This window comes from Pseudomonas fluorescens group sp. PF-69 (assembly GCF_054481235.1).
On sequence record NZ_JBTMNC010000001.1, the window covers coordinates 3033015 to 3056567 of the forward strand.

General features: G+C 59.9%; 28 protein-coding genes. 13 read left to right on the plus strand and 15 right to left on the minus strand.

The genetic code is table 11. The features are described from left to right. Positions 1-72 precede the first annotated feature (72 nt). Both ACX3YF_RS14080 and ACX3YF_RS14085 read left to right on the plus strand, forming a co-directional pair. Positions 73-417, plus strand: coding sequence for a YciI family protein (locus ACX3YF_RS14080; RefSeq protein ID WP_130210103.1), 345 nt, complete (start codon positions 73-75; stop codon positions 415-417). A 1-nt stretch (position 418) separates the two neighbouring features. Continuing rightward, a complete protein-coding gene (locus ACX3YF_RS14085) occupies positions 419-1651 on the plus strand; it encodes an RNA polymerase sigma factor (protein WP_130210105.1) in 1233 nt (410 codons plus the stop codon). 541 nt (positions 1652-2192) lie between these two features. Here ACX3YF_RS14085 and ACX3YF_RS14090 read toward each other — a convergent pair. Then, on the minus strand, positions 2193-3047 hold the full coding sequence (locus tag ACX3YF_RS14090) for a LysR family transcriptional regulator (protein ID WP_130210107.1): 855 nt from the start codon (positions 3045-3047) through the stop codon (positions 2193-2195). An 89-nt stretch (positions 3048-3136) separates the two neighbouring features. Between ACX3YF_RS14090 and ACX3YF_RS14095 the strand changes: the two genes are divergently transcribed. Continuing rightward, positions 3137-3574, plus strand: a complete 438-nt coding sequence (locus tag ACX3YF_RS14095) for a multidrug/biocide efflux PACE transporter (RefSeq protein WP_130210109.1) — start codon at positions 3137-3139, stop codon at positions 3572-3574. Between the two features lie 119 nt (positions 3575-3693). Here ACX3YF_RS14095 and ACX3YF_RS14100 read toward each other — a convergent pair whose 3' ends face one another. The 4 genes from ACX3YF_RS14100 to ACX3YF_RS14115 all read right to left on the minus strand — a co-directional run bounded on the left by ACX3YF_RS14100 (position 3694) and on the right by ACX3YF_RS14115 (position 8263). Next, positions 3694-4416 carry a TylF/MycF/NovP-related O-methyltransferase gene (locus tag ACX3YF_RS14100; RefSeq protein ID WP_047532408.1) on the minus strand — a complete coding sequence of 241 codons (723 nt, stop codon included), beginning with the start codon at positions 4414-4416 and terminating at the stop codon, positions 3694-3696. After that, positions 4413-5279, minus strand: coding sequence for a 2OG-Fe(II) oxygenase family protein (locus tag ACX3YF_RS14105; RefSeq protein WP_458973844.1), 867 nt, complete (start codon positions 5277-5279; stop codon positions 4413-4415). Before ACX3YF_RS14105 ends, ACX3YF_RS14100 begins: the two co-directional genes overlap by 4 nt. 184 nt (positions 5280-5463) lie before the next feature. Beyond that, entirely contained in the window at positions 5464-7077 is a 1614-nt protein-coding gene (locus ACX3YF_RS14110) for an inorganic phosphate transporter (protein WP_130210113.1), read from the minus strand. A gap of 163 nt (positions 7078-7240) precedes the next feature. Beyond that, a complete protein-coding gene (locus ACX3YF_RS14115) occupies positions 7241-8263 on the minus strand; it encodes a transporter (protein WP_458973845.1) in 1023 nt (340 codons plus the stop codon). 274 nt (positions 8264-8537) lie between these two features. Between ACX3YF_RS14115 and ACX3YF_RS14120 the strand changes: the two genes are divergently transcribed. Further along, a complete protein-coding gene (locus ACX3YF_RS14120; protein WP_130210117.1) occupies positions 8538-10163 on the plus strand; it encodes a methyl-accepting chemotaxis protein in 1626 nt (541 codons plus the stop codon). Between the two features lie 111 nt (positions 10164-10274). Then, on the plus strand, positions 10275-10718 hold the full coding sequence (locus tag ACX3YF_RS14125) for a hypothetical protein (protein WP_130210119.1): 444 nt from the start codon (positions 10275-10277) through the stop codon (positions 10716-10718). A 60-nt stretch (positions 10719-10778) separates the two neighbouring features. Here ACX3YF_RS14125 and ACX3YF_RS14130 read toward each other — a convergent pair whose 3' ends face one another. Then, positions 10779-11084 carry a PepSY domain-containing protein gene (locus ACX3YF_RS14130; protein WP_288097068.1) on the minus strand — a complete coding sequence of 102 codons (306 nt, stop codon included), beginning with the start codon at positions 11082-11084 and terminating at the stop codon, positions 10779-10781. A gap of 118 nt (positions 11085-11202) precedes the next feature. Then, the gene (locus ACX3YF_RS14135) at positions 11203-12330 is read right to left on the minus strand and encodes a glycerophosphodiester phosphodiesterase (RefSeq protein WP_130210123.1); all 1128 of its coding nucleotides are present in this window, start codon (positions 12328-12330) and stop codon (positions 11203-11205) included. 196 nt (positions 12331-12526) lie between these two features. Here ACX3YF_RS14135 and ACX3YF_RS14140 point away from each other — a divergent pair, with 196 nt between their 5' ends. Beyond that, positions 12527-12853 carry a DUF2025 family protein gene (locus ACX3YF_RS14140; protein ID WP_130210125.1) on the plus strand — a complete coding sequence of 109 codons (327 nt, stop codon included), beginning with the start codon at positions 12527-12529 and terminating at the stop codon, positions 12851-12853. An 84-nt stretch (positions 12854-12937) separates the two neighbouring features. Here ACX3YF_RS14140 and ACX3YF_RS14145 read toward each other — a convergent pair whose 3' ends face one another. Beyond that, positions 12938-13261, minus strand: a complete 324-nt coding sequence (locus tag ACX3YF_RS14145; protein ID WP_458973846.1) for an antibiotic biosynthesis monooxygenase family protein — start codon at positions 13259-13261, stop codon at positions 12938-12940. Next, a complete protein-coding gene (locus ACX3YF_RS14150) occupies positions 13258-13965 on the minus strand; it encodes a CTP synthase C-terminal region-related (seleno)protein (RefSeq protein WP_458973847.1) in 708 nt (235 codons plus the stop codon). The genes ACX3YF_RS14145 and ACX3YF_RS14150 overlap by 4 nt, the downstream gene beginning before the upstream one ends. Positions 13966-13980: 15 nt before the next feature. On the opposite strand from ACX3YF_RS14150, the gene ACX3YF_RS14155 reads away from it, so the two are divergent. Continuing rightward, a complete protein-coding gene (locus ACX3YF_RS14155; RefSeq protein WP_458974839.1) occupies positions 13981-14922 on the plus strand; it encodes a LysR family transcriptional regulator in 942 nt (313 codons plus the stop codon). Positions 14923-14927: 5 nt separating this feature from the next. Here the strand turns inward: ACX3YF_RS14155 and ACX3YF_RS14160 are convergent, their stop codons facing one another. Beyond that, a complete protein-coding gene (locus ACX3YF_RS14160; RefSeq protein ID WP_130210131.1) occupies positions 14928-15464 on the minus strand; it encodes a DUF1003 domain-containing protein in 537 nt (178 codons plus the stop codon). Positions 15465-15589: 125 nt separating this feature from the next. Then, positions 15590-16201, minus strand: a complete 612-nt coding sequence (locus tag ACX3YF_RS14165) for a TetR/AcrR family transcriptional regulator (RefSeq protein WP_458973848.1) — start codon at positions 16199-16201, stop codon at positions 15590-15592. A 216-nt stretch (positions 16202-16417) separates the two neighbouring features. Here ACX3YF_RS14165 and ACX3YF_RS14170 point away from each other — a divergent pair, with 216 nt between their 5' ends. Continuing rightward, the gene (locus ACX3YF_RS14170) at positions 16418-17476 is read left to right on the plus strand and encodes an MBL fold metallo-hydrolase (protein ID WP_458973849.1); all 1059 of its coding nucleotides are present in this window, start codon (positions 16418-16420) and stop codon (positions 17474-17476) included. A 49-nt stretch (positions 17477-17525) separates the two neighbouring features. Here ACX3YF_RS14170 and ACX3YF_RS14175 read toward each other — a convergent pair whose 3' ends face one another. Next, the gene (locus tag ACX3YF_RS14175) at positions 17526-17843 is read right to left on the minus strand and encodes a helix-turn-helix domain-containing protein (RefSeq protein ID WP_458973850.1); all 318 of its coding nucleotides are present in this window, start codon (positions 17841-17843) and stop codon (positions 17526-17528) included. Between the two features lie 93 nt (positions 17844-17936). Then, positions 17937-18704, minus strand: coding sequence for an AraC family transcriptional regulator (locus ACX3YF_RS14180; protein ID WP_458973851.1), 768 nt, complete (start codon positions 18702-18704; stop codon positions 17937-17939). A 111-nt stretch (positions 18705-18815) separates the two neighbouring features. Here ACX3YF_RS14180 and ACX3YF_RS14185 point away from each other — a divergent pair, with 111 nt between their 5' ends. The 3 genes from ACX3YF_RS14185 to ACX3YF_RS14195 all read left to right on the plus strand — a co-directional run bounded on the left by ACX3YF_RS14185 (position 18816) and on the right by ACX3YF_RS14195 (position 20800). Beyond that, positions 18816-19631 (plus strand): sulfite exporter TauE/SafE family protein, encoded by an 816-nt coding sequence (locus ACX3YF_RS14185; RefSeq protein ID WP_458973852.1) that lies wholly within the window; start codon positions 18816-18818, stop codon positions 19629-19631. Positions 19632-19702: 71 nt separating this feature from the next. After that, entirely contained in the window at positions 19703-20065 is a 363-nt protein-coding gene (locus ACX3YF_RS14190) for a hypothetical protein (RefSeq protein WP_458973853.1), read from the plus strand. 36 nt (positions 20066-20101) lie between these two features. Then, positions 20102-20800 (plus strand): DUF6933 domain-containing protein, encoded by a 699-nt coding sequence (locus tag ACX3YF_RS14195; RefSeq protein WP_458973854.1) that lies wholly within the window; start codon positions 20102-20104, stop codon positions 20798-20800. 7 nt (positions 20801-20807) lie between these two features. On the opposite strand, the gene ACX3YF_RS14200 is transcribed toward ACX3YF_RS14195, so the two are convergent. Next, positions 20808-21779, minus strand: coding sequence for a hypothetical protein (locus tag ACX3YF_RS14200; RefSeq protein ID WP_458973855.1), 972 nt, complete (start codon positions 21777-21779; stop codon positions 20808-20810). Between the two features lie 217 nt (positions 21780-21996). On the opposite strand from ACX3YF_RS14200, the gene ACX3YF_RS14205 reads away from it, so the two are divergent. Together ACX3YF_RS14205 and ACX3YF_RS14210 are read left to right on the plus strand one after the other, a co-directional pair. After that, on the plus strand, positions 21997-22242 hold the full coding sequence (locus ACX3YF_RS14205) for a type II toxin-antitoxin system Phd/YefM family antitoxin (RefSeq protein ID WP_130211652.1): 246 nt from the start codon (positions 21997-21999) through the stop codon (positions 22240-22242). Further along, a complete protein-coding gene (locus ACX3YF_RS14210) occupies positions 22239-22625 on the plus strand; it encodes a type II toxin-antitoxin system VapC family toxin (protein WP_458973856.1) in 387 nt (128 codons plus the stop codon). Before ACX3YF_RS14205 ends, ACX3YF_RS14210 begins: the two co-directional genes overlap by 4 nt. A gap of 118 nt (positions 22626-22743) precedes the next feature. Here the strand turns inward: ACX3YF_RS14210 and ACX3YF_RS14215 are convergent, their stop codons facing one another. Further along, positions 22744-23442: an HNH endonuclease gene (locus ACX3YF_RS14215; protein ID WP_204149920.1), complete on the minus strand. Its 699-nt coding sequence runs from the start codon at positions 23440-23442 to the stop codon at positions 22744-22746. Positions 23443-23553 lie beyond the last annotated feature (111 nt).

Here is a 23553-nt window from a genome sequence, read left to right on the forward strand (position 1 = left end):
GGCAGTTGATCGGGAAGACGCGCCAAACGGCCGATTCACGGCCATAGTTGATCTTCGACCCTGGAGAAGCTCATGAAATATTTATGCCTGGTCTACAGCGACGAGCACCTGCTGCATGCGTTGCCGGAAAGCCCAAAGGACGCCGAGTGCATGGCGTACGCCGAGTCGATCCAGGGCAGTGGCCGAATGGTCGCCGCCGAGGCGCTGGAGTCGGTGCAGACCGCCACCACCGTGCGCATGCGCAACGGCAAGCTGTCGATCACCGACGGCCCGTTCGCCGAAACCAAGGAGCAACTGGCCGGCTTCTACCTGATCGACGCCAAGGACCTCAACGAAGCCATCCAGGTCGCCGGTGACATTCCGGCGGCCCGGGTCGGTTGTGTCGAAGTGCGCCCCGTTCGCCAGTTGAACCCTTGAAATGACGGTGTCGGTCAAGGAGCGCGTCGAGCAGGTCTATCGTGAAGAGTCGCGACGGATTCTGGCGACACTGATCCGCTTGCTCGGCGATTTCGACCTCGCCGAAGAGGCCCTGCATGAGGCGTTTTTCATCGCAGTCGAGCGCTGGCAGCGGGACGGTGTGCCGGACAATCCGCGGGCGTGGCTGGTGTCCACCGGACGCTTCAAGGCCATCGATGTGTTGCGCCGGCGCGCCCGCTTCGCCGCGTCTCGTCCGCTGTTGATCGCGCAACTGGAAGAACTGGAGCAGGCCGACTGGAGTGACGAGGACGTGGAAGACGACCGCCTGCGGCTGATTTTTACCTGCTGTCACCCGGCACTGGCGGCGGACGCCCAGGTGCCGCTGACCCTGCGGGAAGTCTGCGACCTGACCACGGAAGAAATCGCCCGGGCCTTCCTCTCGGCGCCGGCCACCATCGCCCAGCGCATCGTGCGCGCCAAGTCGAAAATCCGTGACGCGAAAATCCCTTATCAGGTGCCGACCCTGGCGGAACTGCCCGAACGCCTCGACAGCGTGTTGCGGGTGATTTACCTGGTGTTCAACGAAGGTTATTCGGCGTCCATCGGCGCGCTGGTGACCCGCGAAGAGTTGACCCGTGAAGCCATTCGACTCGGGCGTTTGCTCATGGAGCTGTTGCCGGAGCCGGAGGTGATGGGGCTGCTGGCGCTGATGCTGTTGCACGAATCGCGGCGCCCGGCGCGCACGTCCTCTGGTGGCGAGTTGATCTTGCTGGATGAGCAGGACCGAACGTTGTGGGACAGCCAGATGATCGCCCAAGGTTGTGCGTTGGTGGAGCGGGCGCTGGGCACGCGGCGATTCGGCCCCTATTGCCTGCAAGCGGCGATTGCGGCGGTGCATGCCGAAGCACCGTCGGTGGAGCAAACCGACTGGGCGCAGATTGTCGGGCTGTATGACGTGTTGCTGCGCGCCGTACCTTCGCCGGTGATCGAGTTGAACCGTGCAGCGGCCCTGTCGAAGCGGGACGGGCCGCTGGCGGGGTTGGCGCTGGTCGAGGCGATTCTGGAGCGTGGTGAGTTGCAGGATTACCACTTGGCCCATTCGGCGCGAGCGGAATTTTGTCGGCAGTTGGGGCGGGTGGAGCAGGCGCGGCAGGCGTATGAGCGGGCGCTGGAGTTGACCCGGCAGGAGCCGGAGCGGCGGTTTATCCGGGGGCGGCTCAAGGGGTTGAGGTGATGTGGGTGTATCGGCGGCCTCTGGGCCGACCGGGTTTTGGTTTGGTTGTGTACATATCCGTTGTTGCGGTGATGGCGGCTGGCGGTTTCGCCCTTACGGCGAGTCCCTTTTGTCAAACGCCACAAAAGGAACCAAAAGGTCTCGCCCCGAGCGTCCGGCCCCTCGCTAAGGCTCGGGGTTCCTTCGCTGCGGTATCCATCCGGGGACACTGCCCTCCGGTCTGCTTCGCGACGACCTACATGCAGCGTGTTCGACTGCGTCGAACGGCGCTGCGCGCCACTCCCCGGATGAACACCTCCACTCAGCCTCCCGAAGGGGCGGGTGGATCAAGATCAAGAGCTGCAGGCGAGCTAACGCTCGGCCTGATGAGTGGAGTAGAGCGGGTGGGGGCGCCGCCTTGCTTCTCTGTGGGAGCGAGCTTGCTCCGGGCGGCGTTCCGACGAAAAACGTCCGGGCAACGCGGTCATTCAGCCAGACCGCGTCATCGTTGACGACCATCGCGAGCGGGCTCCCACTGGTTCCGCGCAGCGCCGAAGCACTCTCACTCCAGCATCTTGCCCAGCAACCAACTGCCCGCCGGTCCCGGTGGGTGCAGTCGCGACCACAGGGCATCGACCGACACCGTCTTCGGCCAGCCACGCACCGGCAGCTCCTGCAAGGTGCCTGGACCGAAGCGCTCCACCAGCCAGCGTGGCAATGGTGCCCAGCCGAATCCGCCCTGGGCCATTTCCAGCAGCATCAAATAACTCGGCGCCGACCAGACGCGACCCTTCGCCCGGCTTTCGTATGGATTGACGATGGTTGCCAGGCGCAATTCACGGTGCTGCTGCAGTACGTCCTGATCAATGTATTGCAGCGCTGCCAGCGGGTGTTCGGGGGAGGCGAACAGCGCGATGTCCGTGCGTTCATCCACCGTCGAGCTGACCAGGTCCGGCGGGTAGCTGTCCTGCATTTCGGCGAAGGCCACCTGTGCCCGACCGCTCTGTACCAGGGCCACCAGGTCCTCGCATTCGGCGATCAGGCATTCGAGTTCCAGGTCGGGATAACGCTGATCGAATGCACTGAGTGCCGCTTCGAAGCGATCGGACTGGTAGGTGTCGGACAGTGCCACGGTCAGTTTCGCCTCGACCCCTTGGGACAGTTGGCTGGCCGCCATTTCCAGGCGGCTGGTGGCGGCCAGAATGTCCTCGGCGCGCTGCAACATCACGTACCCGGCCGGGGTGAGCGTGGGTTTGCGGGTGGTGCGGTCGAACAGCGTCAGGTTGAGGTCGATTTCCAGACTGGCCACCGCCGCGCTGACGGTCGACTGACTGCGACCCAATTTACGCGCCGCAGCGGAAAACGAGCCTTGGGTCGCGGCCTGGACGAAGGCCTGCAACACTTCTTGGGAGGCCATGAACTATCGCCTTGATCGATGGTTATTGGTTATGAAGTATCGGTGCGAGGCAGGATCATGGCAACCATCGTCACTCAAGGAGTCAGGCCATGAGCGCCAACAAATCCATCACTGAGCGTATTTTCCAGGCCATCGGTTTCGAATTGCTGGCCATCCTGATCTGCACCCCCTTGCTGGCGTTGATCATGGACAAGCCGATGCTCGACATGGGCGTCGTGACCCTGGTCATGGCCGCCCTGGCCCTGGCGTGGAACGTGGTGTTCAACGGCTTCTTCGATCGGATGCTCAAGCGCCTGGCCATTGCGCACAACGCCTGGGTCCGTGTGGTGCATGCACTGTTGTTCGAAGGTGGGCTGGTGGCCCTCGGCGTACCGCTGATTGCCTGGTGGCTGAACATCAGCCTGTGGCAGGCATTTTTGCTGGATATCGGGGTGCTGCTGTTTTTCCTGCCGTACACCTACCTGTACCACTGGGTGTATGACGTGGTGCGCGAGCGCATGGTCATTCGTGAAAGCTGCGGCGCATAAACGACGAGAGCGAGCTGGCTCGCGAAAGGGTCAACGATTCAACGTCATTGTTGAAGGTCAGACCGCATTCGCGAGCCAGCTCGCTCCCACAGGTTTTGTGTCAGGTCCCGGTCCGGGTATCAGACGTGGAAGTAACCTACGCAGGAATCGAACGGCAGACGCTTGAGTTCGATCTTGTTCAGGTCCAGCACTTCACGCAGGGCTTTGGTTTCGCCCGGGAAGTTGCGGTAGGCGACTTCGTCGAGCACTACGATTGCGCCTTTAGGCATGTACGGCAGGAAGGTTTCCAGCGCGACTTTGGTCGACTCGTACAGGTCGGTGTCGAGAATCAACATGGCCACGACCAGATCAGGACGGGTCTTGACCCACTCAGGCACGGTCTTGACGATGTCACCCTTGACCAGTTCGCAGCGCGGGATGCGGTTGACCGGGCGCAGCAGGTCGTTGGCGTCGATCATGTCCTGGATCAGCGACTGGTCGGTGTCGGAGAACATGGTCTCGTTGACGTCGGCCGGGTCTTCGTTCTTGTCGATGCTCTGGAAGCCTTCGAAGGTGTCGAAGCCGATGATCGAGCGGTTGATCGCGTAGGGTTCCAGGATCATCGACAGGTGCATGTAGAGCATCAGCGAGTTGCCCTTGTACACGCCGCACTCGATGATCGCGCCCGGTACTTCGGCCACTTTCTTGAACAGCTCCATGCGCGACAGCGCAGCGGTCACGCCGATGCGGTTGGCGAAGACGAACGGTGCATCGGCGACGTATTCGGCATCGACCCGTTTGAGGACGTTGGCACGGGTTTCGTTGTACTGGGCCTCGGCAGGCGTGATGCGACGCTTGGTCATTGGTCGATTCCTTGGAAATTCGAAAAGTCGTGGGCGTGGAAATAGTCTTTGAAGCCTGCGCCGACATCCGGGCACGCGCTGTCGACGTTGATGGCGCCGCGCTGGTGCTTGAGGTCGTCGAGGTGCATCAGGCGGAAGTCCACGCTGAAGCGGGTTTGATTGGTGTGGTTGGCCACGGTGCCGTGCAGGTGCGAGCCAGAGAAGATCAGCATCTCACCGGTGTTGCCGGCGATGCGCACTTCAGAAGTGCTATTGATCTCTTCCAGTGGCACCGGGTGCACCCGGACTTCCTCCTTGAGGTTGTCCTTGGCCTTGTGGCGTTGATTGTTGATCCAGTCGTTGAGGCTCCATTGGCTGGAGGTGTTCTTCACCGGTACGTCGAAGTAGCCGGCGTTGATCATCATGGTCTGGTCGGGGCTGATGGTGTGCACCGGCATCCAGGTGTTGATCTGGCAATCGACGCTGCCGTACCACGTGTCGCGATGCGGCTTGTAGGCGTAGCTGACCCCGGCGTGCAGGTAGTCATAGTTGGGCACCACGCGAATGCGCGGCACGTCGAAAATGTATTCGCGCGGGTCGACGCCGATCTCGTCGATGAACGACAGGATCAATTCCTTGACGCGTTGGCTGTTGGTGAACTGGCCCTTGAGGCGCGTCACCAGAACCACGAATTCTTCCACCGGCATCAGCGTGTGCAGCGCCTGGTGATGGGTCTCGCCGTCGAAGGCGGCGGTGATGCTGTCCTGGGCGAACACGCACAGATCCTTGGCGGCGCGCAGATGAGTGTTCAGGAAGATGTCACCGGCGTAGATGGCTTCTTTGAAGTCAGCTTTGTGTTGAAGCTGATTGATGTACAGATTCACGAATTCGCTCCTGAATGCATCGAGTCTTTTATGAGTCGGCATCACGCTAGCAAACTGAAGGGCTGCTGGACGTGTGGCGCGTCAACAAAACGTAAGCTCCCGGGCTTGTGAGCAAATTCCGTGCCGTCGGACAAAAAAAATCCCGGCTCAGGATCGGGCCGGGACGGTTGAAACAACAATCGAATCAGAACAACTGCGTGAACAACCAGTACAGGCTGCCCGACAGCACAATGGCCGCCGGCAAGGTCAGTACCCAGGCCATCAGCAGGTTGCGGATGGTCCTCATCTGCAGGCCGCCACCATTGGCGACCATGGTCCCGGCCACACCGGAAGACAGCACGTGCGTGGTCGAAACCGGCAAACCGAACATGTCGGCGGCGCCGATGGTCAGCATGGCCACGGTTTCCGCCGAGGCGCCCTGGGCATAGGTCAGGTGGGTCTTGCCGATCTTCTCGCCAACCGTCACCACGATCCGTTTCCAGCCGACCATGGTGCCCAGGCCGAGGGCGATGGCCACCGCGATCTTCACCCATAGCGGGATGAAGCGTGTCGAGTTATCGATCTGCTGCTTGAACAGTTGCAGCTTGCCGCTGGTGTCGGCGTCGAAGTTGCCGAGCTTGTTCTTGTCCATCAGGCGAATGGTTTCGCTGGTCAGGTACATGTCGTTGCGCACGTTGCCCACGGCTTCGGCGGGGACTTTCGACAGCGAACCATACCCCTTGACCTCGGCGCCAATGCTACCGGTCAGCGCGGCGAGCGCCGGCACCAATTGCGGCGTGGCGTCCTTGCTGCGCACGTAGTCGGACAGCACCGCCCGTGGGTCGGCCGGCGCGGGTTGCGGTGCATTTTTGACCAGTGCTTGCTGGGTGACTTCGGCCACGGCCGCGAATTGCAGGGCCTGGTCGGCCGGCATGGTGCGGTTCAGGGCGTAAGCCATTGGCAGGGTGCCGACCAGGATCAGCATGATCAGGCCCATGCCTTTCTGACCGTCGTTGGAGCCGTGGGCGAAGGACACGCCGGTGCAGGTCACGATCAGCAGACCGCGAATCCACCAGGGTGGCGGGGTCTGACCTTTCGGCTCCTTGTACAGCGCGCGGTTTTTCACGAACGCGCGCAGGGCCAGCAACAGCAACGCGGCGCAGCCGAAGCCGACCAGTGGCGAGAGCAGCAATGCATAACCGATCTTGATCGCTTGCGCCCAATCCACGCCGCTGGTGCCATCGCGGCCGTTCATCAGTGCGTTGGCCACGCCCACGCCGATGATCGAGCCGATCAGGGTGTGCGACGAAGACGCCGGCAGGCCCAGCCACCAGGTGCCGAGGTTCCACAGGATCGCCGCGATCAGCAGGGCGAAGATCATCGCAAAGCCAGCGGACGAGCCCACCTGCAGAATCAATTCCACCGGCAGCAGGGCGATGATGCCGAAGGCCACCGCGCCGCTGGACAGCAACACGCCGAGGAAGTTGAAGAAACCGGACCAGACCACCGCGACGTTCGGCGGCAATGAGTTGGTGTAAATCACGGTGGCCACCGCGTTGGCGGTGTCGTGGAAACCGTTGACGAATTCAAAGCCCAGAGCGATCAACAGCGCGACGCCCAGCAGCAGAAATGGCGTCCAGGTGGTCACCACCGTGCCGAGTTCGTTCATGTCGCGCATCAGGCTGTAGGCGGTGAACAGCAAGCCGATGGCCAGTACCGCAAAAAATACGACGATGGTGAACAAGCCGGGTTTTTTGTCCAACTGCGGTTTTGCACTACTGGCAGGGGCCTGAGCGGCAGTGAAAGTGGGCGTAGCCATACCGGACATTCCTGAGGATGGAAGGAGTACCGGTCATGATCGTTGCCAATTGTTACAGGGAGGCTGCTTTGGATCAGTGTTTAGGTGTTTCGTGGGTCGTTTATCTGAAACCCGGACAATCCTGAGGTTGTACAAAAACCTGTGTCGGGTGATGAAGGGAGTGTCAATAATCCTTGCGCTTGCGAAACGCCCAGCGTCCGGCGATCAGGGTAAAAGTCGCGACCAGCGCCACCAGAATCCAGAATCCTTCGGGGTCCTGGGCAAGTGGCACCCCACCGACGTTCATGCCGAAGAAGCCGGCAATGATGTTGATCGGCAATGCCAGTACCGTCACCACGGTCAAGGTGAACAGCGTGCGGTTGCTTTGTTCGTTGAGGTTGGCGGCGATCTCCTCCTGCAGCAGCTTGATCCGTTCGCCCAGCGCCGTAAGGTCGTTGATGATTAGCGCGAACTCCTCGGTGGATTTGCGCAGCTCTTTCACGTCCTCCTTCTGCAACCAGGGCGGCGGGCGATTGAGCAGGCGCAGCAACGACCCCGGTTCCAGCGCCAGCAGCCGTTGCAAGCGCACCAGCACCCGACGGTTGGCACCCAGCTCGGCGCGGTTGGTCGACAGGCGCGAGGAGAGTAATTCGTCTTCGACCTGATCGACACTCTGGCTGGTCTTGCGCACGATCTGGGTCAGCACTTCACCCTGATCGCGCAGCAGGTGCACCAGCAGTTCCAGCGGCGAGCGAAAGCGTTCGCCAGCCTTCACTGAAGAGCGCAGCTTGTCCACCGAGTGCAGCGGTTGCAGGCGTGCGCTGATGATCAGCCGACTGCGCACGCAGACCCACAGCGTCGAGACATCCGACGAGACCATGCTGCTTAGGTTGAACACCACGTCGTTGACCACCGCCAGCAAGGCCGAGTCGACATGCTCGATACGCGTCGAGCGCGAACCTTCGTGCAAGGCCTCGAAAAACTCTTCGGGTAATTCCAGATGGCTTTTCATCCAGCGCTCGCACGCGGCATGGGCCAGATTCAAATGCAGCCAGAGGAACTCGTCGCTGTCGTCCGGTTGCTTCAGGCATTGCAGCGCCCTGGCCGAATCGATCTCGCGACCGCGCTCACCAGGACGAAAACTGAAGCCGTAAAGCAAGCCGAACAGATCCGGATCGCGATGGCTTTGATCGATGCTGTGGTTCATGAGTGCTCGCAAGGTGAGGCGCCTGCTGCGGGTTTTACAGGTTCACTTGAGCCGCATCATCGCAAGCGTTGATGACGTTTTTGTGACGGCAAAGTGAACGCAAACGATTGCTCGGCCGATGGTCGGATTTCCCTAAAGAACCGCTCTGGCACGCCGATCTTGCTTGGGGTAAGTTGCGCGCCTTCGGCCAGAAGCCGACGCCGCAGACATGGATGTCCGGAGACCTTTCACGCCTGAACCGGGCGTGCTTCATTCCTGTCATGAGTACCGTCCGATGTTTTTGCAAAAGTCCCTGAGAGCGCAAATTCTCGCCCTGCTGAGCGGCAGCCTGATTGCGATGTTGCTGATCGCGCTGGCCTGCTTTCACTTTTTGTCCAGCGGTGTCCAGAGCTACGCCAACCTGATCGAGGGGCCGTTGCACACGTCGCAACTGATCGATGAAGCCAACCTGCAATTCAAGGTGCAGGTGCAGGAGTGGAAAAACGTCCTGCTGCGCGGCAAGCAACCGGCGGACCTGGACAAGTACTGGAAGCAGTTCCAGGAGCGTCAGGGCGATGTGCAGAACATTCTCGGCGAACTGGCCGGGCAGCAGGGCATCGAGCCGCAACTGAAATCCCGCATCGAACGGCTGCGCGACGAGCATCGCCAACTGGGCGCCGCGTATCAGAAGGGCCGCGATGCCTATCTCGCGGCGGGGGCCGATCCCACTGCCGGTGACACCGCAGTCAAGGGTGTGGACCGCGCGACCAGCGATCAGATGAGCGAATTGGTCAGCGAGTTGCGCCAGCAGGGTGTAGAGCAATCGAAACAGCTCAGCGCCAGTGCCGATCGCACCGTGTTGCTGGGGATCATCGTGATGCTGGCGTCGGGGTTGCTGATCGGTCTGTTGAGCCTGTGGCTGATCAACCGCAACCTGGTCGAGCCGATTCGCCAATTGATCGAATACGTGGCGCAACTCAGTCACGGCAAATTCGCCGAGCGCGTGGCCAGCAACCGTCAGGATGAATTGGGCAAACTGGCGATGGCGGCCAATACCTTGCGCGATTTCCTCGCTGAGACCTTCAGCCGCTTGCAACGCAGTGCCTCGGATCTGGAAAGCGCCAGCGGCGAGCTCAATTCGATTGCGACCGTGATGGCCGGCGGCACCAACGAGCAGTTCAACCGCACCGATCAGGTGGCCACAGCGATGAACGAAATGTCCGCCACCGCCCAGGAAGTCGCCCGCCATGCCGCCGATGCCGCACGGGCCGCCGACGACGCCGACCAGTCCGCGCAGCAGGGCGAGAAAGTCATGCAGGGCACCATCGACACCATCACCCGGATGCGCGGCGAAATCGACAACACCGCCACGGTTATTCGTCAGCTGGAAACCGACAGCGGGCGCATCGGCAAGGTATTGGAAGTGATTCGCGGCATCGCCGAACAGACCAACCTGCTGGCGCTCAACGCCGCGATTGAAGCCGCTCGCGCTGGAGAGGCCGGACGCGGTTTTGCCGTGGTGGCCGATGAAGTGCGCAGCCTGGCCCAGCGCACGGCGGCGTCGATCATCGAAATCAACCAGATTATCCAGACCGTGCAGAGCGGTGCAGTGGATGCGGCCCAGGCGATTGAAAGCGGTCAGTCGCGCAGTGAGGAAAGCGTTCAGCAGGTCACCGAGGCCGGTGCCATGCTCGAGCGCATCACCCTGGCCGTGGAAGCGATTCGCGACATGAACCGCCAGATTGCCACCGCCGCCGAAGAGCAGACGTCCGTCGCCGAAGACATCTCGCGCAATCTGACGGAGATCACCAGCATCGCCAGTACCAACCTGGACAACGTGCAACGCACCGAAGCGGCGAGCAACAACCTGCACGGGTTGTCGGGGGAGTTGAACGAGGTGACAGCGCGTTTGAGCGCGTAATGAAAACGGCTGTGTATCGGTTCGCTTACCGAGTCGGTACACAGTCGATCTCAAGCGTTGGCTCGGCGTGTCGATGAGGGAGGGGACTTCGAACCACTTTGGATAACGCCCATGGTCAGCATCACATCCGTTTCAATCACCCAGCCACCGTCGAGCACGGCGACCACTTCGACCAGCGCCACGAGCACTGAAGACACCTCCACCGCGGCCGCGACCTCGACATCGACTTCAAGCGATGACACCAAGGTTTCCGCTGGCGGCACACAGGCATCGGGTAGCAGCAGCTCCAGCAGCAGCGAAGAGTCCGACTCGGTCAAAGAACTGCGCAAGCAGATCGCCGAGCTGCAAAAGCAATTGCAGGAACAACAGCAGCAACTGCAAGCGGCCCAGGCCAAGCAGGAAAGCGCCGATGCCAAGGCGGCTGATGTGGCGGCGGCTCAGGCGCAGATAGCGACGACCTCTGCCTCATTGCAAACCGCCACCGCATCGCTGCTGCAAGCGTTGCAGGAAGAGGGCGGCAGCACGTCCGGTTCGCTGGTCAGCACATCGGCGTGAACTGAAAACGCACAAAAGCCGCACGATGGTCAGGTCGTGCGGCTTTTGTGCGTGTCGCGGTTACTTGTCTTGCTTGTTCTTCAGGACCTTGCCGGTGGCGGCATCGATGTCCACATCCCACTCGACGTTCTGCTTGTCGCGCAGTTCGATCTCATACTCGAAACCGTTGAAATGGTTATCCAGCTCGGTCTTGGTGATCGATGCACCCGGGTGCAGGTCCAGGGCGATTTTGTTCAGCTCTTCCAACGGCTTGATCTTGCCGTCCTTGACCAGTTGCGGGATCTCGTCCACGCGAACATCGGCCTGGGCCAAACCCGCGGTCAGGGTCAAGGCAGCGGCGGTGAGGAGGGCTGTCAGGGTTTTCATGGGCATCTTTCCTTGGGTGAGCTGTTTGAGTGGGATCAGGTTAATTGTGGCAACTTAATTCAGCCTTAATTCCCGAGCATCGCTGGTTTGCCAGCGATGCGGACGCGTCGATCCCGGCTCAGAAACCGTTGTTGCGCAACACCTGCTCCACACTCGCCGCCGCCGGGCGCTTGTAGAATTTGAGCAACTCACTCGCACGGTTGGTGAAGATGCCGTCGACGCCGGCGTCCATGGCTTTCTGGTAATCCACCGCATCGTCGAGGGTGTAGACATGCACCAATAGCCCCTGGTCGTGGGTGTACTGGTTCATCCAGGGCTTCACCAAATCCGCGTAACTCTGATCACCCCCCTGGGTCAGTGCGGCAGACGGACCGGTGCCGATCGCGCCCTGGGCCTTGGCGTAGTCGATCCAGCGCTGGAATTCGGCTTTGTCCTTGGGTTGCTGTCGGGCGTAGTAAGCCGCTTTGTCTTTCTCGCCAGACTTGGCAAACGGCACGTTGGAGGCCGGCTCGATGTTGCCTTCGCCCACCCAAAGCAGAAGGATTTTCGGCACCTGCGGCATTTCCTTTTGCAGCAACTCGAGGCTGCTCTTCTCGAAGGTTTGCAAGATCACCTTGCCAGTGCCCTGGCCGACGGCCACTTCGTTTTTTGTCGGTGTCGACCCCGGCGGGATCAGCCAGCCACGGGCCTGGAGTTTTTCCTTCAGCTCGCGTTCGATGCCGGGAAACTGCCTGGGCTCCTTGGTTTCGATGTACAGACCGGGTTTGTGCAGCGGGTTGCCTTCGGCGATGTCGATGATTTCATCGAGGGTGAGGATTTTCAGGCCGGCAAATGCGGGCCGCGCGCGATCCGGGTAGGCGCTGTTGAACCAGCTGCCGGCGTCCAGGGTTTTCAGTTCGGCGAGGGTGAATGCCGTGGCCGGGCTGTCCTTGCGCTCGGGGAACCGGGTGGCGACGTCGGTGGTGCGTTGCAGATGGTTGTCGTGCAGAGCGAACAGCACGCCATCCTTGCTGCGTTGCAGGTCCAGCTCCAGGTAATCGGCGCCGAGATCGCGGGCGGTCTTGTAGGCGGCGGCAGTGGATTCCGGGGCATCAAAGGACGCGCCGCGATGGGCAATCACCGCCGGGTGCGGGATGCCCAGACGGGCTGCCAATGCAACGGGGGCTGGCTCGCTGGCGGCATGCGCCTGGCCGAGGCCGAGCAGCAGACTCAGCAGCAAGGCGCTTTGGCTGAAGGTGACGGGCATGGTCGAAATCCTTTCGCGATGGTTGTCGAAGCCCTCTCTTGTAGCAACTGAGCGTGACAAGCGCCATCGCCGGACCGACATCCATCTGTTCAAAACGGTTTTTTGCAGTACCCTAGCCCCGGCCATTTCCCCGGCAGAGGGAAATCCACTTGCCATCCTTGCGTGTAAACCATCCATCACCTTTTGTGAGGTTTTCATGCGCATCACTTCCCAGCTCATCTGCCAGGCCGCCGACCAACTCAAAGGTTTCGTCGGGCTCAATCGCAAGACCGGCCGTTACATCGTGCGCTTCAGTGAAGACGCTTTCGGCATGGACGTGGCCGATGACGGCATCATTCCCGCCAGCGAATTCGTCTGGGCGTCCGGCCCCGAGCAGGCCATGACCCTCAAGCGCGAGTTGATTCAGTTGTTGCTGGATCAGAACATCGATGACCGGATCAACATCACCGAGCCGTTGCGGGTGTACATGCAGCGGCGGGAAGTGCCGGAGATTTTGGCGGTGAGGCAATCGGTGCAGGGTTGAGTCTTTGCAGTGATTCGACTGGCCCCATCGCGAGCAGGCTCGCTCCCACCGATCCATTGTGGGAGCGAGCTAACGCCGCATCAATTACCGTTCGAACTCATAAGCCCGCTCAACCTGGCATACCCGCGTATGGCAATGGGCATACCAAGTCGAGCGCCCCCGTTCCCGAATCGCGCTGTGCTCGGGATGCTGTTTCCACGCCAGGATCGCCGCCTCACTGGCCCAGTACGACACGGTAATCCCCAACCCGTCATCGCCCCGTGCCGACTCCACCCCGAGGAACCCCGGCTGTTGGCGGGCCAGCTCGACCATGCGCTCGGCCGCTTCGGCGTAACCCTGGTCCCCCTCGGTGCGCAGCGAGGTGAAGATCACGGCGAAGTAAGGGGCTGGCGGGGTGTTGGCGATCATGAGGGCTGCCCCGCGGAGGCCTGGATGAATGCCCGTACCAGGGGCGGCAAGGTGCCCTTGAGCGCGGCGCGTTCGGGTTGGAACAGGGTGGCGACAAAGAACGGATGACCTCGCAGTTCCAGCGCTCGCAAGCCGTGGGCCGAATCCTGCCCGACGCTGTGAAGGTCATGCCTGAGCAGTGCTCGTTCGAACTCAGGATTCACACCGTAGTTACAGCGGTAGCCTTCACGTATTTCAGAAGTTTCGTACGCCTTGGCGATCAACGAACCCTCAAGCAAATGAATGCTGTCGATGGCTTCCACTAGCGAGCAGGCCAGCGGCGTGAGCAACACCCGCGCAGCGTTGGGCGATGTCTCGCCATGTTCGGCATCCGTCCAGCCCAGCACGTTGCGCGCATATTCCAGCACGGCGTGTTGAAAGCCGCCGCAGGTGCCGAGGAAAGGCAGCCCTTGTTCGCGGGCATAACGAATCGCCCGTAATGCGCCGTCCGTGTTGCGGTAGGGGCTGGCGGGCACGCACCAGAAACCGTCGTAGTCATCGAACGGGGTGTCGGCGTGGATGCTGTCAGTCGCCAGCCAATGCCCTTGCACGTTGTGGCCACTGTGTTCGGCAGCCATGTCCAGGGCCACGGGAATGGCCTGGTGAGCGGTGACGTGCGGGTCATAGTCGCCGATCAGGGCGATGCGGATAACGCGGTTTTCCATGAGCAACCTCGGCGCTTGTTGATTCCTGGCGCTCACTATAGATTGGCGTTCACGCACTCAATATGGGCGTTTTCCCAAGTGATCAATGCAGCAACGCACTATCGACTGGACTACCCGGACCTGGCCCTGATTCTGGCGTTGGTGCGTGGCGGCTCTCTGGCCCGGGCCTCGCAGCTGTTGCGGGTGGATGTCTCGACGGTGTTTCGTGCGGTGCGTCGACTGGAAGCCGCGCTGGGTCAGCAATTGTTCGAAAAGAGCCGCGCCGGCTACTTGCCAACCAGCCTGGCCCAGGCCTTGGCCGAGCAGGCCGAGCGCGCCGAACAGGCACTTGAGGCCGCGCGCATTGGCGTGGAGCAGGGCGGTGAAGTGATCAGCGGTACCGTGCGCCTGACCTGCACCGACTCGGTCCTGCAAGGTTTGTTGCTGCCGGCGCTGGCGCGGTTCATGCCCAATTACCCGGCACTGACCATCGAACTCAGTACCTCCAACGACTTCGCCAACCTCAGCCGTCGCGACGCCGACATTGCCCTGCGCCTGACCCGTACGCCGCCCGAGCACTTGGTGGGGCGGCGACTGGCGGCCATCTCCTACCGGGTGTGCGCCAGCGAGAGCTATCTGCAATCGGTCGATCCCCATGACCTCGCCGCACTGACCTGGATTGCCCCGGACGAATTCCTTCCCGATCACCCGACCATCGCATGGCGTCGCCAGGCGTTGCCGGGCGTGACGCCCGCCTATCGCTGCAACAGCATGCTGTCGGTGACCGAACTGGTCCGGGCAGGGTTGGGGGTGGCGGCGTTGCCGGACTTCCTGATCGGCGACGGGTTGCAGGCGCTGGGTGAGCCATTGCAGGGTTACGACACCGCGCTGTGGCTGCTGACCCGCCCGGATTGCCGCGCCCTGCGCTCGGTGGTCACCTTGTTTGATGAGCTGGGGCGGGCATTGAAGCTGCCGTAAACAGCTCAGCCTTTTGATGGCGCCGCGTTCAACACGTGCTGATGCATTTCCGAGGTCAGGTTTTCGATGCGTTCGCTCAGCTCCTTGGTCAGTTGAGTCAGGCGAGTGTTTTGTTCGAGTAATTCCATCAGTTGCGACGTGTTCTTCGCCGCCTCTGCCTGTCGCTCACTGTTGGCGGTCGCCAGCGCTTCACGATGCTGGGCATCGGCATCGGACTGCGCTTTATCCCGCGCCGCCTGACGGGTCTGGGCCAGCAGAATCAGAGGTGCGGCATACGCCGCCTGCAGGCTGAACGCCAGGTTGAGCAGGATGAAGGGATACGCGTCGAAGTGGGTCACACCGGAGATGTTGAGGACGATCCACACCGCGACGATCAGCGTCTGGGCACCGAGAAAAGTCGGCGTACCAAAGAACCGCGCAAAAGCCTCGGCACGCAGGGCGAACTTGTCATCGCCAAAGGTCGGTGCCAAGTGGGCGTGAGGGCGATGGAAGCGCAGGTGATCGACGGGGGAGGCGGGTTTGTTGTTGGGTGTCGTGCTCATGGTGATCTCTGGTGGAGGCTGGAACTTGGACTCACTATAACCCCGGTGCCAGTTTCATTCTGAAACACATTGCGCCGATCTATCCGCAGCCGCCCCAATGTGGGACAACGCCCGCACATTGTCATTTATGGCAACTGGTAGCAGGCCAGGAACATATCCAGTGCCGACTCCACGACAGAGCCCTGCATGTCTGCCGACAAGCCCGGCAACCCCATGGAAACCTGCGGCCAGAACGCGAAGGATTTGAGCAGGCCCTGAACCTGTTGCGCAGCAAATGCAGGATCGACTGCTTTCAACCGACCATCGGCCTGGGCCGCGCGAATCCACACCGTCAGGCTTTCTTCGCGCTCACCCAGGCGAGCCACCATGTCCTGAGCGCGCTCAGGGGAATGGATGGTTGCCGCAATGGCCACTCGCGCCAGGTCGAGGAAATTTTCATCGCCCAGCATCTGCATTTTCGCCATCAGTTGCAGGCGCAGTTGCTCTCGTAGCGGTTGATCAGCGCGATAGGGCGTTTCTTGCTCTGTCGTTACGCGGGTCCACAATTGATTGAGGATTTCGGCGAACAACTCTTCCTTGCTGGGGAAATGGTTGTACACCGTGCGCTTCGACACGCCGGCAGTGGCGGCGATCTTGTCCATGCTGGTGATCTCGAAACCGTTGGCACGGAATTCGGCAATCGCCGCCTGGATGATGGCTTCGCGTTTTCGGTCGGTGAGGCGCTGTGGAACTGTCATAAGTACGCTTCGGCAGGGGTGGGTGAAAAATTACACTGGGCAGTTTACTTGTGATCGGCTTTGATGCAACCTAGAAACTACACCGTGCAGTGTAATGTTTTGTTAATCCTGCCCGGTGAACAATAGAACCATCCGGCTGATGCGTGCATGCCTTGGCCATTTATCGTCCAACCTTGATAAACCGGTTACTTGCGGTTTTTCCGGAGTCATTCAGTCATGGCCAAAACCACTTCCCCCGCGGACATCGTTGCCGCATCTGAAGCGTCCCGTCAGACAGAAGGGCAATACCTCAATCACTCACCGTTCAAGCGTGAAGGCTTTCGCAAGACCCTGCGCATCCTGTGGAACATGGTCTTCCACAAGCAGCGAGACACCCGTCCGAGCGCGCCGGTCCCGGTACAAACCCTGACCCAGGCGGCGTTGATGGCCGCGCCGAACCACAGCGTCTATCGACTTGGCCATTCCACGGTGCTGCTCAAGTTGCGGGACAAATTCTGGATCACCGACCCGGTCTTCGCAGAACGGGCTTCGCCTGTGCAATGGGCCGGTCCCAAGCGCTTTCACCAGCCGCCGATCAGCCTCGACCAGTTGCCACCCATTGAAGCGGTGATCCTGTCCCACGACCATTACGATCACCTGGACTACCAGGCCGTGCTGCAACTCGCCGACAAGGCCAGGTACTTCCTCACGCCGCTGGGCGTGGGCGACACCCTGATCAAGTGGGGTATCGACGCCAGCAAGATCCGGCAACTGGACTGGTGGCAGGACACCGAAGTCGATGGCATCCGCTTCATCGCCACCCCGTCACAACACTTCTCCGGTCGCGGCCTGTTCGACGGCAACAGCACCCTCTGGGCTTCGTGGGTGATGATCGAAGGCAACACGCGGATCTTCTTCAGTGGTGACAGCGGCTACTTCGAAGGCTTCAAACACATCGGCGAACAATATGGTCCGTTCGACCTGACCCTGATGGAAACCGGCGCCTACAACGTCGAGTGGCCCCACGTGCACATGCAACCGGAACAAACCCTGCAAGCCCACATTGACCTCAAGGGCCGCTGGCTCTTGCCGATTCACAACGGCACCTTCGACCTGTCGATGCACGCCTGGTACGAACCCTTCGACCGCATCCTGGCCCTGGCCTGGGACCGCAGCGTTTCGATTACCACACCGCAGATGGGTGAGGCGTTCAACCTCATGTACCCGCAGCGCGGTGACGCGTGGTGGCTGGAGCTGGAAGGGGAGAGTGATCAGGTGACTGTGCAGAACGCGTAGTGTTTTGGAATCGGGCCGCTAGCCCTGAAAGCGGCCCGTCCAAGGATCTTTACTCAACCATCGCAAAATCAGCCCGCTCCATTGGATTGGGGGTAGAACCTCTCAGGTTCATCCCGCGCCCCGGTGCAAACCCCGGGAAGAACACCAGCCCCTCGGCTTCAAACCGATACGCCAGCGTCAGCCGGGTGACATCCAGCACATCCTGTTCTGCTTCGAAGCGCTGAATGGCCTCCACCGAAACCCCGGATTCGCGAGACAGTTCCTCCACGCTCCAACCCAGCATCGCTCGGGCCTGGGCGCAGTGGGCCGGGGTGAATTGGAAGAGGGCGATACGTTCCAGGGTGATTTTCATCGCTTGAGAGGCCATGGGGTTCTCCGGGTTCGAGAGTGTTGATCAAAAATATACTGTGTTTTTGTACAGTTGTTTTCGACCCGGATCAATTTGATTTTTCGATTTCTGCTATTTCGCCCCCTCCAACCAGACGGATGGCGCCTGGCCCAACAGGCGTCGGAACATGGTCGAAAATGCCGCCGGGCTGTCGTAACCGAAATCCAGGGCAATGCGCGTCACCGGTTCACCCGCGACCAACCGTGCAAGTGCCAGCACCACACAGGCGCGTTGCCGCCATTGGCTGAAACTCAAGCCGGTCTGTTGGCGAAACAGGCGATTGAACGTGCGCAAACTGATGTGCAATTGATCGGCCCATTGTTGCGGAGACTGATGGGCGTCGGGCCGCTGCACAAAGGCCTGGCACAACGCGAGCAGGCGCGCATCGAGCGGTAGCGGGATATGCAGCGGCAAGTGAGTGCTGAGCGCCAGTTCGTGCAGCAACAAGTCGATCAGGGTGGCGTCGCGACTGTTTTCGGCGTACTCCAGCGCAATCTCCACCGCTTCCATCAACAGGTGCCGCATCAACGGCGACACGCTGATGACCTGACAGCGCTGGCCAAAATCCACCGCGCTCGGTTCGATGTACAAACTGCGAGTGCTCACCCCCAGCATCAAGACCTCATGCGCCACCCCCGCCGGAATCCACACCGCCCGCTGCGGCGGCACCACCCAATTGCCGTCGTGCGTGCTCACCTGCATCACCCCCGTGGCGCCGTACAACAACTGCGCGCGACGGTGTGTATGACGGGGCAACCATTGGCCGTAGGCATAATCCGAACCGATGGCAACCACCGGACGTGGCGTGGCGTCCAGCAGATCAATCGAAATATTGCGCATCCAAGCAGTCCCACAGTTGGCGTAAACGCAAACATTATTGGCTGACTTGCTGAAGCAGGCCAAGGCGCAGCGCTTTATCGTCGACTGCTCTCAATCAACGGACGACGCGCAATGTTCTACCTATGGCTGACACTCTTCGGCTGCATGAGCGGCGTTACCGCCGTGTTGTTTGGTTTTGGCGGGGGCTTTGTGGTGGTGCCGTTGCTGTACCGCATGCTCATGGCCAGGTACGGCGTGGACGATCCCATCGGCCAGGCGGCGATGCACATTGCCGTCGCCACCTCGACCTGCGTGATGATCGTCAATGCCCTGATCGCCACCGGAAAACACCACCGCGCCGGTCATCTCATTCGCCATTACCTGTGGCCGTTGGGCGGCTTCATTGGTGTGGGGGCGGCACTCGGCGCCGTGGCCGCGATGCAGGCCAGTGGCCAACTCATTCGCTTGGCCTTCATTGCCTACCTGGGGCTGACCATTCTGGATTGCCTGTTCAGAGACGGCTTTCTCACACATTCCCAGCTGCGAAATCCACGGCGATTGAGTCGGTCAGAACAATCTGGCGGCGGTGTGGGAATCGGCGTCATTGCCACCTTTCTCGGCGTGGGCGGCAGCGTCATGACCGTGCCATTATTGCGCCGATGCGGACTGAGCATGTCCCAGGCGACATCCATGGCCAATCCACTGAGCTTGCCCGTGGCACTGGCCGGAACCCTGACCTACATGGCCATGGCCGGCTTCAGCGCGTTTGATCTGGGGCCGTGGTTTGTCGGCTATGTGGATCTGCTGGCGTTTACGGTGTTGACGGTTGGATCGGTGGTGGGGATTCGCCTGGCCACGCCCTGGATCGGGCGCATACCGGATCAGATTCACGCGCGGGTGTACGTCGGGTTGCTAGTGTTGGTGCTGATGAGTATGTGTGCCAGGTAGGGTTGGAGTCAGTGGGCTTGTTCGCAAGAATGCGACTTCGCACTGTTCAATATTTCGCGCGGGAGAATGTCATGAGGGTCCTCGAAAGTGATTGGAAGAAGTTCAAGGAGCTGTACAAAATTGCGCTCGATCGTTTCTGTCTGAGGGTGTTGGCCGATGCCGAGACTATCGCCGAGCATGACGCGCGCTCACCCCACGCCAGGTATCGGACGCTTTATCAACTGATGCGCGATAGGGATAAAGACATCGTCCGCACGTTCGATCGTTACAGTCGATCTAGCGCCCTTATGGCCTTGGAAACGATGGTCAGTCACGATTTGCTGACCGATGCAGAGCTGACAGTCCTTAGCGACGAGGTGCAGGCAATGCTTGCTGACGTTGTTCGTCGGCCCCATAAGATTAAGTGGGCCGAAGAAGGCGTAAGTCATGACTGACTCCCCCTATACCCAGACCTCTAGCAGAGAATCAGGATGTTGATTTTTAACTGCACCGAAGCGGCCAGCCATTTCTTCAGTCGCGTACACAAGGGTAAAAAAATCACCCCGGTGGAAAAACCGCCATCACCCGTTATCGAGGAGGATGAGGTCGGCGAGCTTGCCGAACAGTGGCTGGTTCACGCCGCCACCGTGCAACGCAAACACGTGCTGTACGTCATCCATGTGCAAACCCGCTACTGCATGATTTTCGCCGACGCGAAAAAGGCGGATATCGAAGGTATCATTCGACGGTTTGCCAACCGCTGGGTAGAGGGCCTGATCCGTCACGCCGGAAACCATGACATTCTTCGCTGGGTCGATGCTGAGCAGATGATGGGGCGCTTCGAGGAGGGTTGCCGCGAGTACGCGTTTTACAAACGCGGCCACCGAGGTGCGCAAAAACACATCAATGAAATTGCCTGGATCTTCGAGGACTGCGCCGCTGAATGGGGGACTCTGCCTTTGGATGAGTTCTCAGCCGGACGCTTCGATGGCGACATGAATGACACGCCACGAGGGAGCAAAGGGCACAAGGATTTTTACTACCCGGATGAGGAAATGGTGGCTCACTGGTTGCGCCGATACGTTGGCCTTGATGAGTCCGGCATTCAAGCCGCACTTGAACGGCGCATGGAAGTGAAGCGGGAAATCCGGGCATTTGAACGGGAGCTTAAACACGCGCGGGAATCGTAATGGTGGGTCATTTCCCCTCCAGCCCGGGTGCCTCCCGCACAATAAAGTGATCCAGATTCTCAATGTTGGCACTGAACACCCCGAACGTCTGCTCGGGGTTTTTCTTGCTCGGCACCTGCTTCAGCTCCGGCGTCACGCCATAAAAGAAGCAATACAACTCGCGCCCGCTCTCGATGGCGTGCTTGATCTCTTCCAGGAACGCCTTGCGCTTGCGGTAGGTGTCGATCAGCTTTTTGCTCAGGTAAACATTGACCGAATACGGCTTCTTCTCGAACCAGACCTTCTTCTCGAAGTCGATGCGAAAACTTTGGGTGTAGTCCTTGATCTGCTTGACCTTGCCCCAGTAAATCAGCCCCTTGTTGTCCTGCAGGTACTCGATCTTCTTGAAAAAAGCCGCGTACGTTGCGGTGTGTTCGCCGATCTTCAGCGGCATGCGCTTGAGCAAGTCCTTGTCGTCGAAGTTCGACACGAAACACTCCACCGGGTGGGCGAAGATGCTGGTCTTGTCCGGCGTCGAATCGTGGCTCGGCGGCTCGACGCTAGTGGTGGCCGAAGGCGTTATGGGCTCATCCCTCTCAGTGTCGGGCGCCACCGCCGGGCTGGATGGCTTACGCACATACGCACGTCGAGTCAGTAACAATTCCGACGGGAAATGCTCCTCGCGACTGTCATCCGCTTCCGCCCCATCCGCCTCCACGCCCGATGCCGGCGTCTTCAGGCTGACATAAGGACAACCCTCGACATGCCGCGTACTCGGCAAATTCTTGAAGTGCGGCGTACGCACGTAATTCACATTCTTGGCGTTGAACGTCCCCAACGCGTTCGCCACATCGAACGCCAAACGACAGGCATCGTTGGGGCACTGGAAGTGTTCCTTGGCGGAATCGAAGGCCATGGTCTCGTCGAAATTCAAATCGCGCACGTCATAGATCGACAGCTTGGCGTCGAGGCTGAGGCAGTAGGCGAGGTCGAATTTCATGGGGGGCTCGGGTCCTTGAGGGGAGGGGTATTAATAGCGGGTAGTGGTTGATGGCGCACCTGTTGATTCGTGTTTGTCGTATCGACAGAGACGCTGTGGATTCGCTTGAAAACAGAAATGGTTTGAGAAGACATTTTTGATAGACGGTCACCTCGCTAGCTTGCCTATAGAAAAACGCCAGCTTAGGCTAGCTTAGCTAACTCTATGGAGGTGCCATATGAATGAATTGGTGCAAGTAAACATGCACGAGGCAAAGTCCCAACTCTCTCAACTTGCTGAACGTGCGTGGCATGGTGACAAGGTGGTGATCGCCAAAGCCGGGAAGCCTTATCTGGATCTGCTGCCTCATGTCGATACCCCTCGGGCGCGCAAGCCCGGGCGGTTGAAGGGGAAAATTCGGATGTCTGCGGATTTCGACAAGACTCCCGAGGACATCATCGATGGATTTGAGGGCAGCTTATGAGGCGCTTGTTGTTGGATACCCATGTGTTTCTTTGGTGGTTGTCCGATGATCCGGCACTGGGTGCGGAGGCTCGGGAGATGATAGAAGAACCGCGAAATCAGGTGCTGGTGAGTGCTGCTTCTATCTGGGAAATATCGATCAAGCAGGCTAAAGGGATGCTGGAGGCCCCAGAGGACCTCGAAGCGCTGGTTGAGGACGAGGGTTTTACCAAGCTGCCTATTTCCCTGTTCCACGGGCAACAGGCAGGAAAACTGCCGGAGATCCATCGCGATCCGTTTGATCGAATGTTGATTGCTCAGGTTCAGGCGGAAGGGCTGGAGTTGATCACCGCGGACGGGATTATTCCGCAGTATGGGATACGAGTGGTTTCGGCAAAGTTGTGAGGGTACTTATAGTTTCCAAACTCACCGCCATCCCCTGTAGGAGCGAGCTTGCTCGCGATGGCGCCAGCCCTTGCACCAACAATCTCAACTGACGGGCTGAAGGGCTGGCAACAAATAGCTATTTCTCACGCCTCAGCCGTTTCACCTTGTCATACAAATACAAAGTGAAAGTGTCTTTATCGTCCGAATGGTGGCAGCGGCGATGACAATTTGGACACAGCGCTACGGCATTGCTTGTCCGATCCGACCCTTTGTTCGCCAGATGCTTAACGTGGTGAACCTCAAGAAACGGCGAGCCGTCCTTTTCAAACGGTGCGGGCTGATCACAGCCTTCGCAGATACCTTTGGCATTCTGCCGAACCCAGGCTCTGACTTCAGGATCGCGAATGTAAGTAGTGCTGTTGGTAGAGGCTTGCTTGGGTTTTAAGATCCCTTTTGGTTCCTTCTCGAACGGTTTCTGCTCTAGGGCAATAGCACGACGTTCAAGTGTGTCTTCATCGGCGGAGGGTTCAAAGGCGTCAGAGGCAAGTGCTTCACGAATTCCGTGTTCAACATTGGCGCCGACATTTTCCGCTGGCCTGTATCCCTTGATACTCGAGCGCCCCATCTTTTCTAGGACTGTAGATATGTTCCGCATACGGAACTCAACGGAGCTTTTGGAACGGTTAGCCAAGGCACCCTGGCGTAGTAAGCGATTCGCTTGGGCCTTATTGAATGTCTGTCCTTTGAGTTCAAGTGCAAGCATCGTCAGATAGGCGCCCACTGCGGCCTTAATTTCCGACGCGCTCCAATCTTCGTTCTTCTTTTCAGTGTCCATACGATCGCCGAGGGTTGAAAACCCTCGGACGATACTGAGTGGCCACTACGACTGTCTACGAAAATTCCTACAGAAAATAACGACGGATCTCGCGATCGTTCCTACAAGCAC

Bases quoted from the DNA above. Each gene is read 5' to 3' on its own strand.
- ACX3YF_RS14080 (WP_130210103.1), top strand. From the start codon at position 73: ATGAAATATTTATGCCTGGTCTACAGCGACGAGCACCTGCTGCATGCG.
- ACX3YF_RS14085 (WP_130210105.1), top strand. From the start codon at position 419: ATGACGGTGTCGGTCAAGGAGCGCGTCGAGCAGGTCTATCGTGAAGAG.
- ACX3YF_RS14090 (WP_130210107.1), bottom strand. From the start codon at position 3,047: ATGGCCTCCCAAGAAGTGTTGCAGGCCTTCGTCCAGGCCGCGACCCAA.
- ACX3YF_RS14095 (WP_130210109.1), top strand. From the start codon at position 3,137: ATGAGCGCCAACAAATCCATCACTGAGCGTATTTTCCAGGCCATCGGT.
- ACX3YF_RS14100 (WP_047532408.1), bottom strand. From the start codon at position 4,416: ATGACCAAGCGTCGCATCACGCCTGCCGAGGCCCAGTACAACGAAACC.
- ACX3YF_RS14110 (WP_130210113.1), bottom strand. From the start codon at position 7,077: ATGGCTACGCCCACTTTCACTGCCGCTCAGGCCCCTGCCAGTAGTGCA.
- ACX3YF_RS14115 (WP_458973845.1), bottom strand. From the start codon at position 8,263: ATGAACCACAGCATCGATCAAAGCCATCGCGATCCGGATCTGTTCGGC.
- ACX3YF_RS14120 (WP_130210117.1), top strand. From the start codon at position 8,538: ATGTTTTTGCAAAAGTCCCTGAGAGCGCAAATTCTCGCCCTGCTGAGC.
- ACX3YF_RS14125 (WP_130210119.1), top strand. From the start codon at position 10,275: ATGGTCAGCATCACATCCGTTTCAATCACCCAGCCACCGTCGAGCACG.
- ACX3YF_RS14130 (WP_288097068.1), bottom strand. From the start codon at position 11,084: ATGAAAACCCTGACAGCCCTCCTCACCGCCGCTGCCTTGACCCTGACC.
- ACX3YF_RS14135 (WP_130210123.1), bottom strand. From the start codon at position 12,330: ATGCCCGTCACCTTCAGCCAAAGCGCCTTGCTGCTGAGTCTGCTGCTC.
- ACX3YF_RS14140 (WP_130210125.1), top strand. From the start codon at position 12,527: ATGCGCATCACTTCCCAGCTCATCTGCCAGGCCGCCGACCAACTCAAA.
- ACX3YF_RS14145 (WP_458973846.1), bottom strand. From the start codon at position 13,261: ATGATCGCCAACACCCCGCCAGCCCCTTACTTCGCCGTGATCTTCACC.
- ACX3YF_RS14150 (WP_458973847.1), bottom strand. From the start codon at position 13,965: ATGGAAAACCGCGTTATCCGCATCGCCCTGATCGGCGACTATGACCCG.
- ACX3YF_RS14160 (WP_130210131.1), bottom strand. From the start codon at position 15,464: ATGAGCACGACACCCAACAACAAACCCGCCTCCCCCGTCGATCACCTG.
- ACX3YF_RS14165 (WP_458973848.1), bottom strand. From the start codon at position 16,201: ATGACAGTTCCACAGCGCCTCACCGACCGAAAACGCGAAGCCATCATC.
- ACX3YF_RS14170 (WP_458973849.1), top strand. From the start codon at position 16,418: ATGGCCAAAACCACTTCCCCCGCGGACATCGTTGCCGCATCTGAAGCG.
- ACX3YF_RS14175 (WP_458973850.1), bottom strand. From the start codon at position 17,843: ATGGCCTCTCAAGCGATGAAAATCACCCTGGAACGTATCGCCCTCTTC.
- ACX3YF_RS14180 (WP_458973851.1), bottom strand. From the start codon at position 18,704: ATGCGCAATATTTCGATTGATCTGCTGGACGCCACGCCACGTCCGGTG.
- ACX3YF_RS14185 (WP_458973852.1), top strand. From the start codon at position 18,816: ATGTTCTACCTATGGCTGACACTCTTCGGCTGCATGAGCGGCGTTACC.
- ACX3YF_RS14190 (WP_458973853.1), top strand. From the start codon at position 19,703: ATGAGGGTCCTCGAAAGTGATTGGAAGAAGTTCAAGGAGCTGTACAAA.
- ACX3YF_RS14195 (WP_458973854.1), top strand. From the start codon at position 20,102: ATGTTGATTTTTAACTGCACCGAAGCGGCCAGCCATTTCTTCAGTCGC.
- ACX3YF_RS14200 (WP_458973855.1), bottom strand. From the start codon at position 21,779: ATGAAATTCGACCTCGCCTACTGCCTCAGCCTCGACGCCAAGCTGTCG.
- ACX3YF_RS14205 (WP_130211652.1), top strand. From the start codon at position 21,997: ATGAATGAATTGGTGCAAGTAAACATGCACGAGGCAAAGTCCCAACTC.
- ACX3YF_RS14210 (WP_458973856.1), top strand. From the start codon at position 22,239: ATGAGGCGCTTGTTGTTGGATACCCATGTGTTTCTTTGGTGGTTGTCC.
- ACX3YF_RS14215 (WP_204149920.1), bottom strand. From the start codon at position 23,442: ATGGACACTGAAAAGAAGAACGAAGATTGGAGCGCGTCGGAAATTAAG.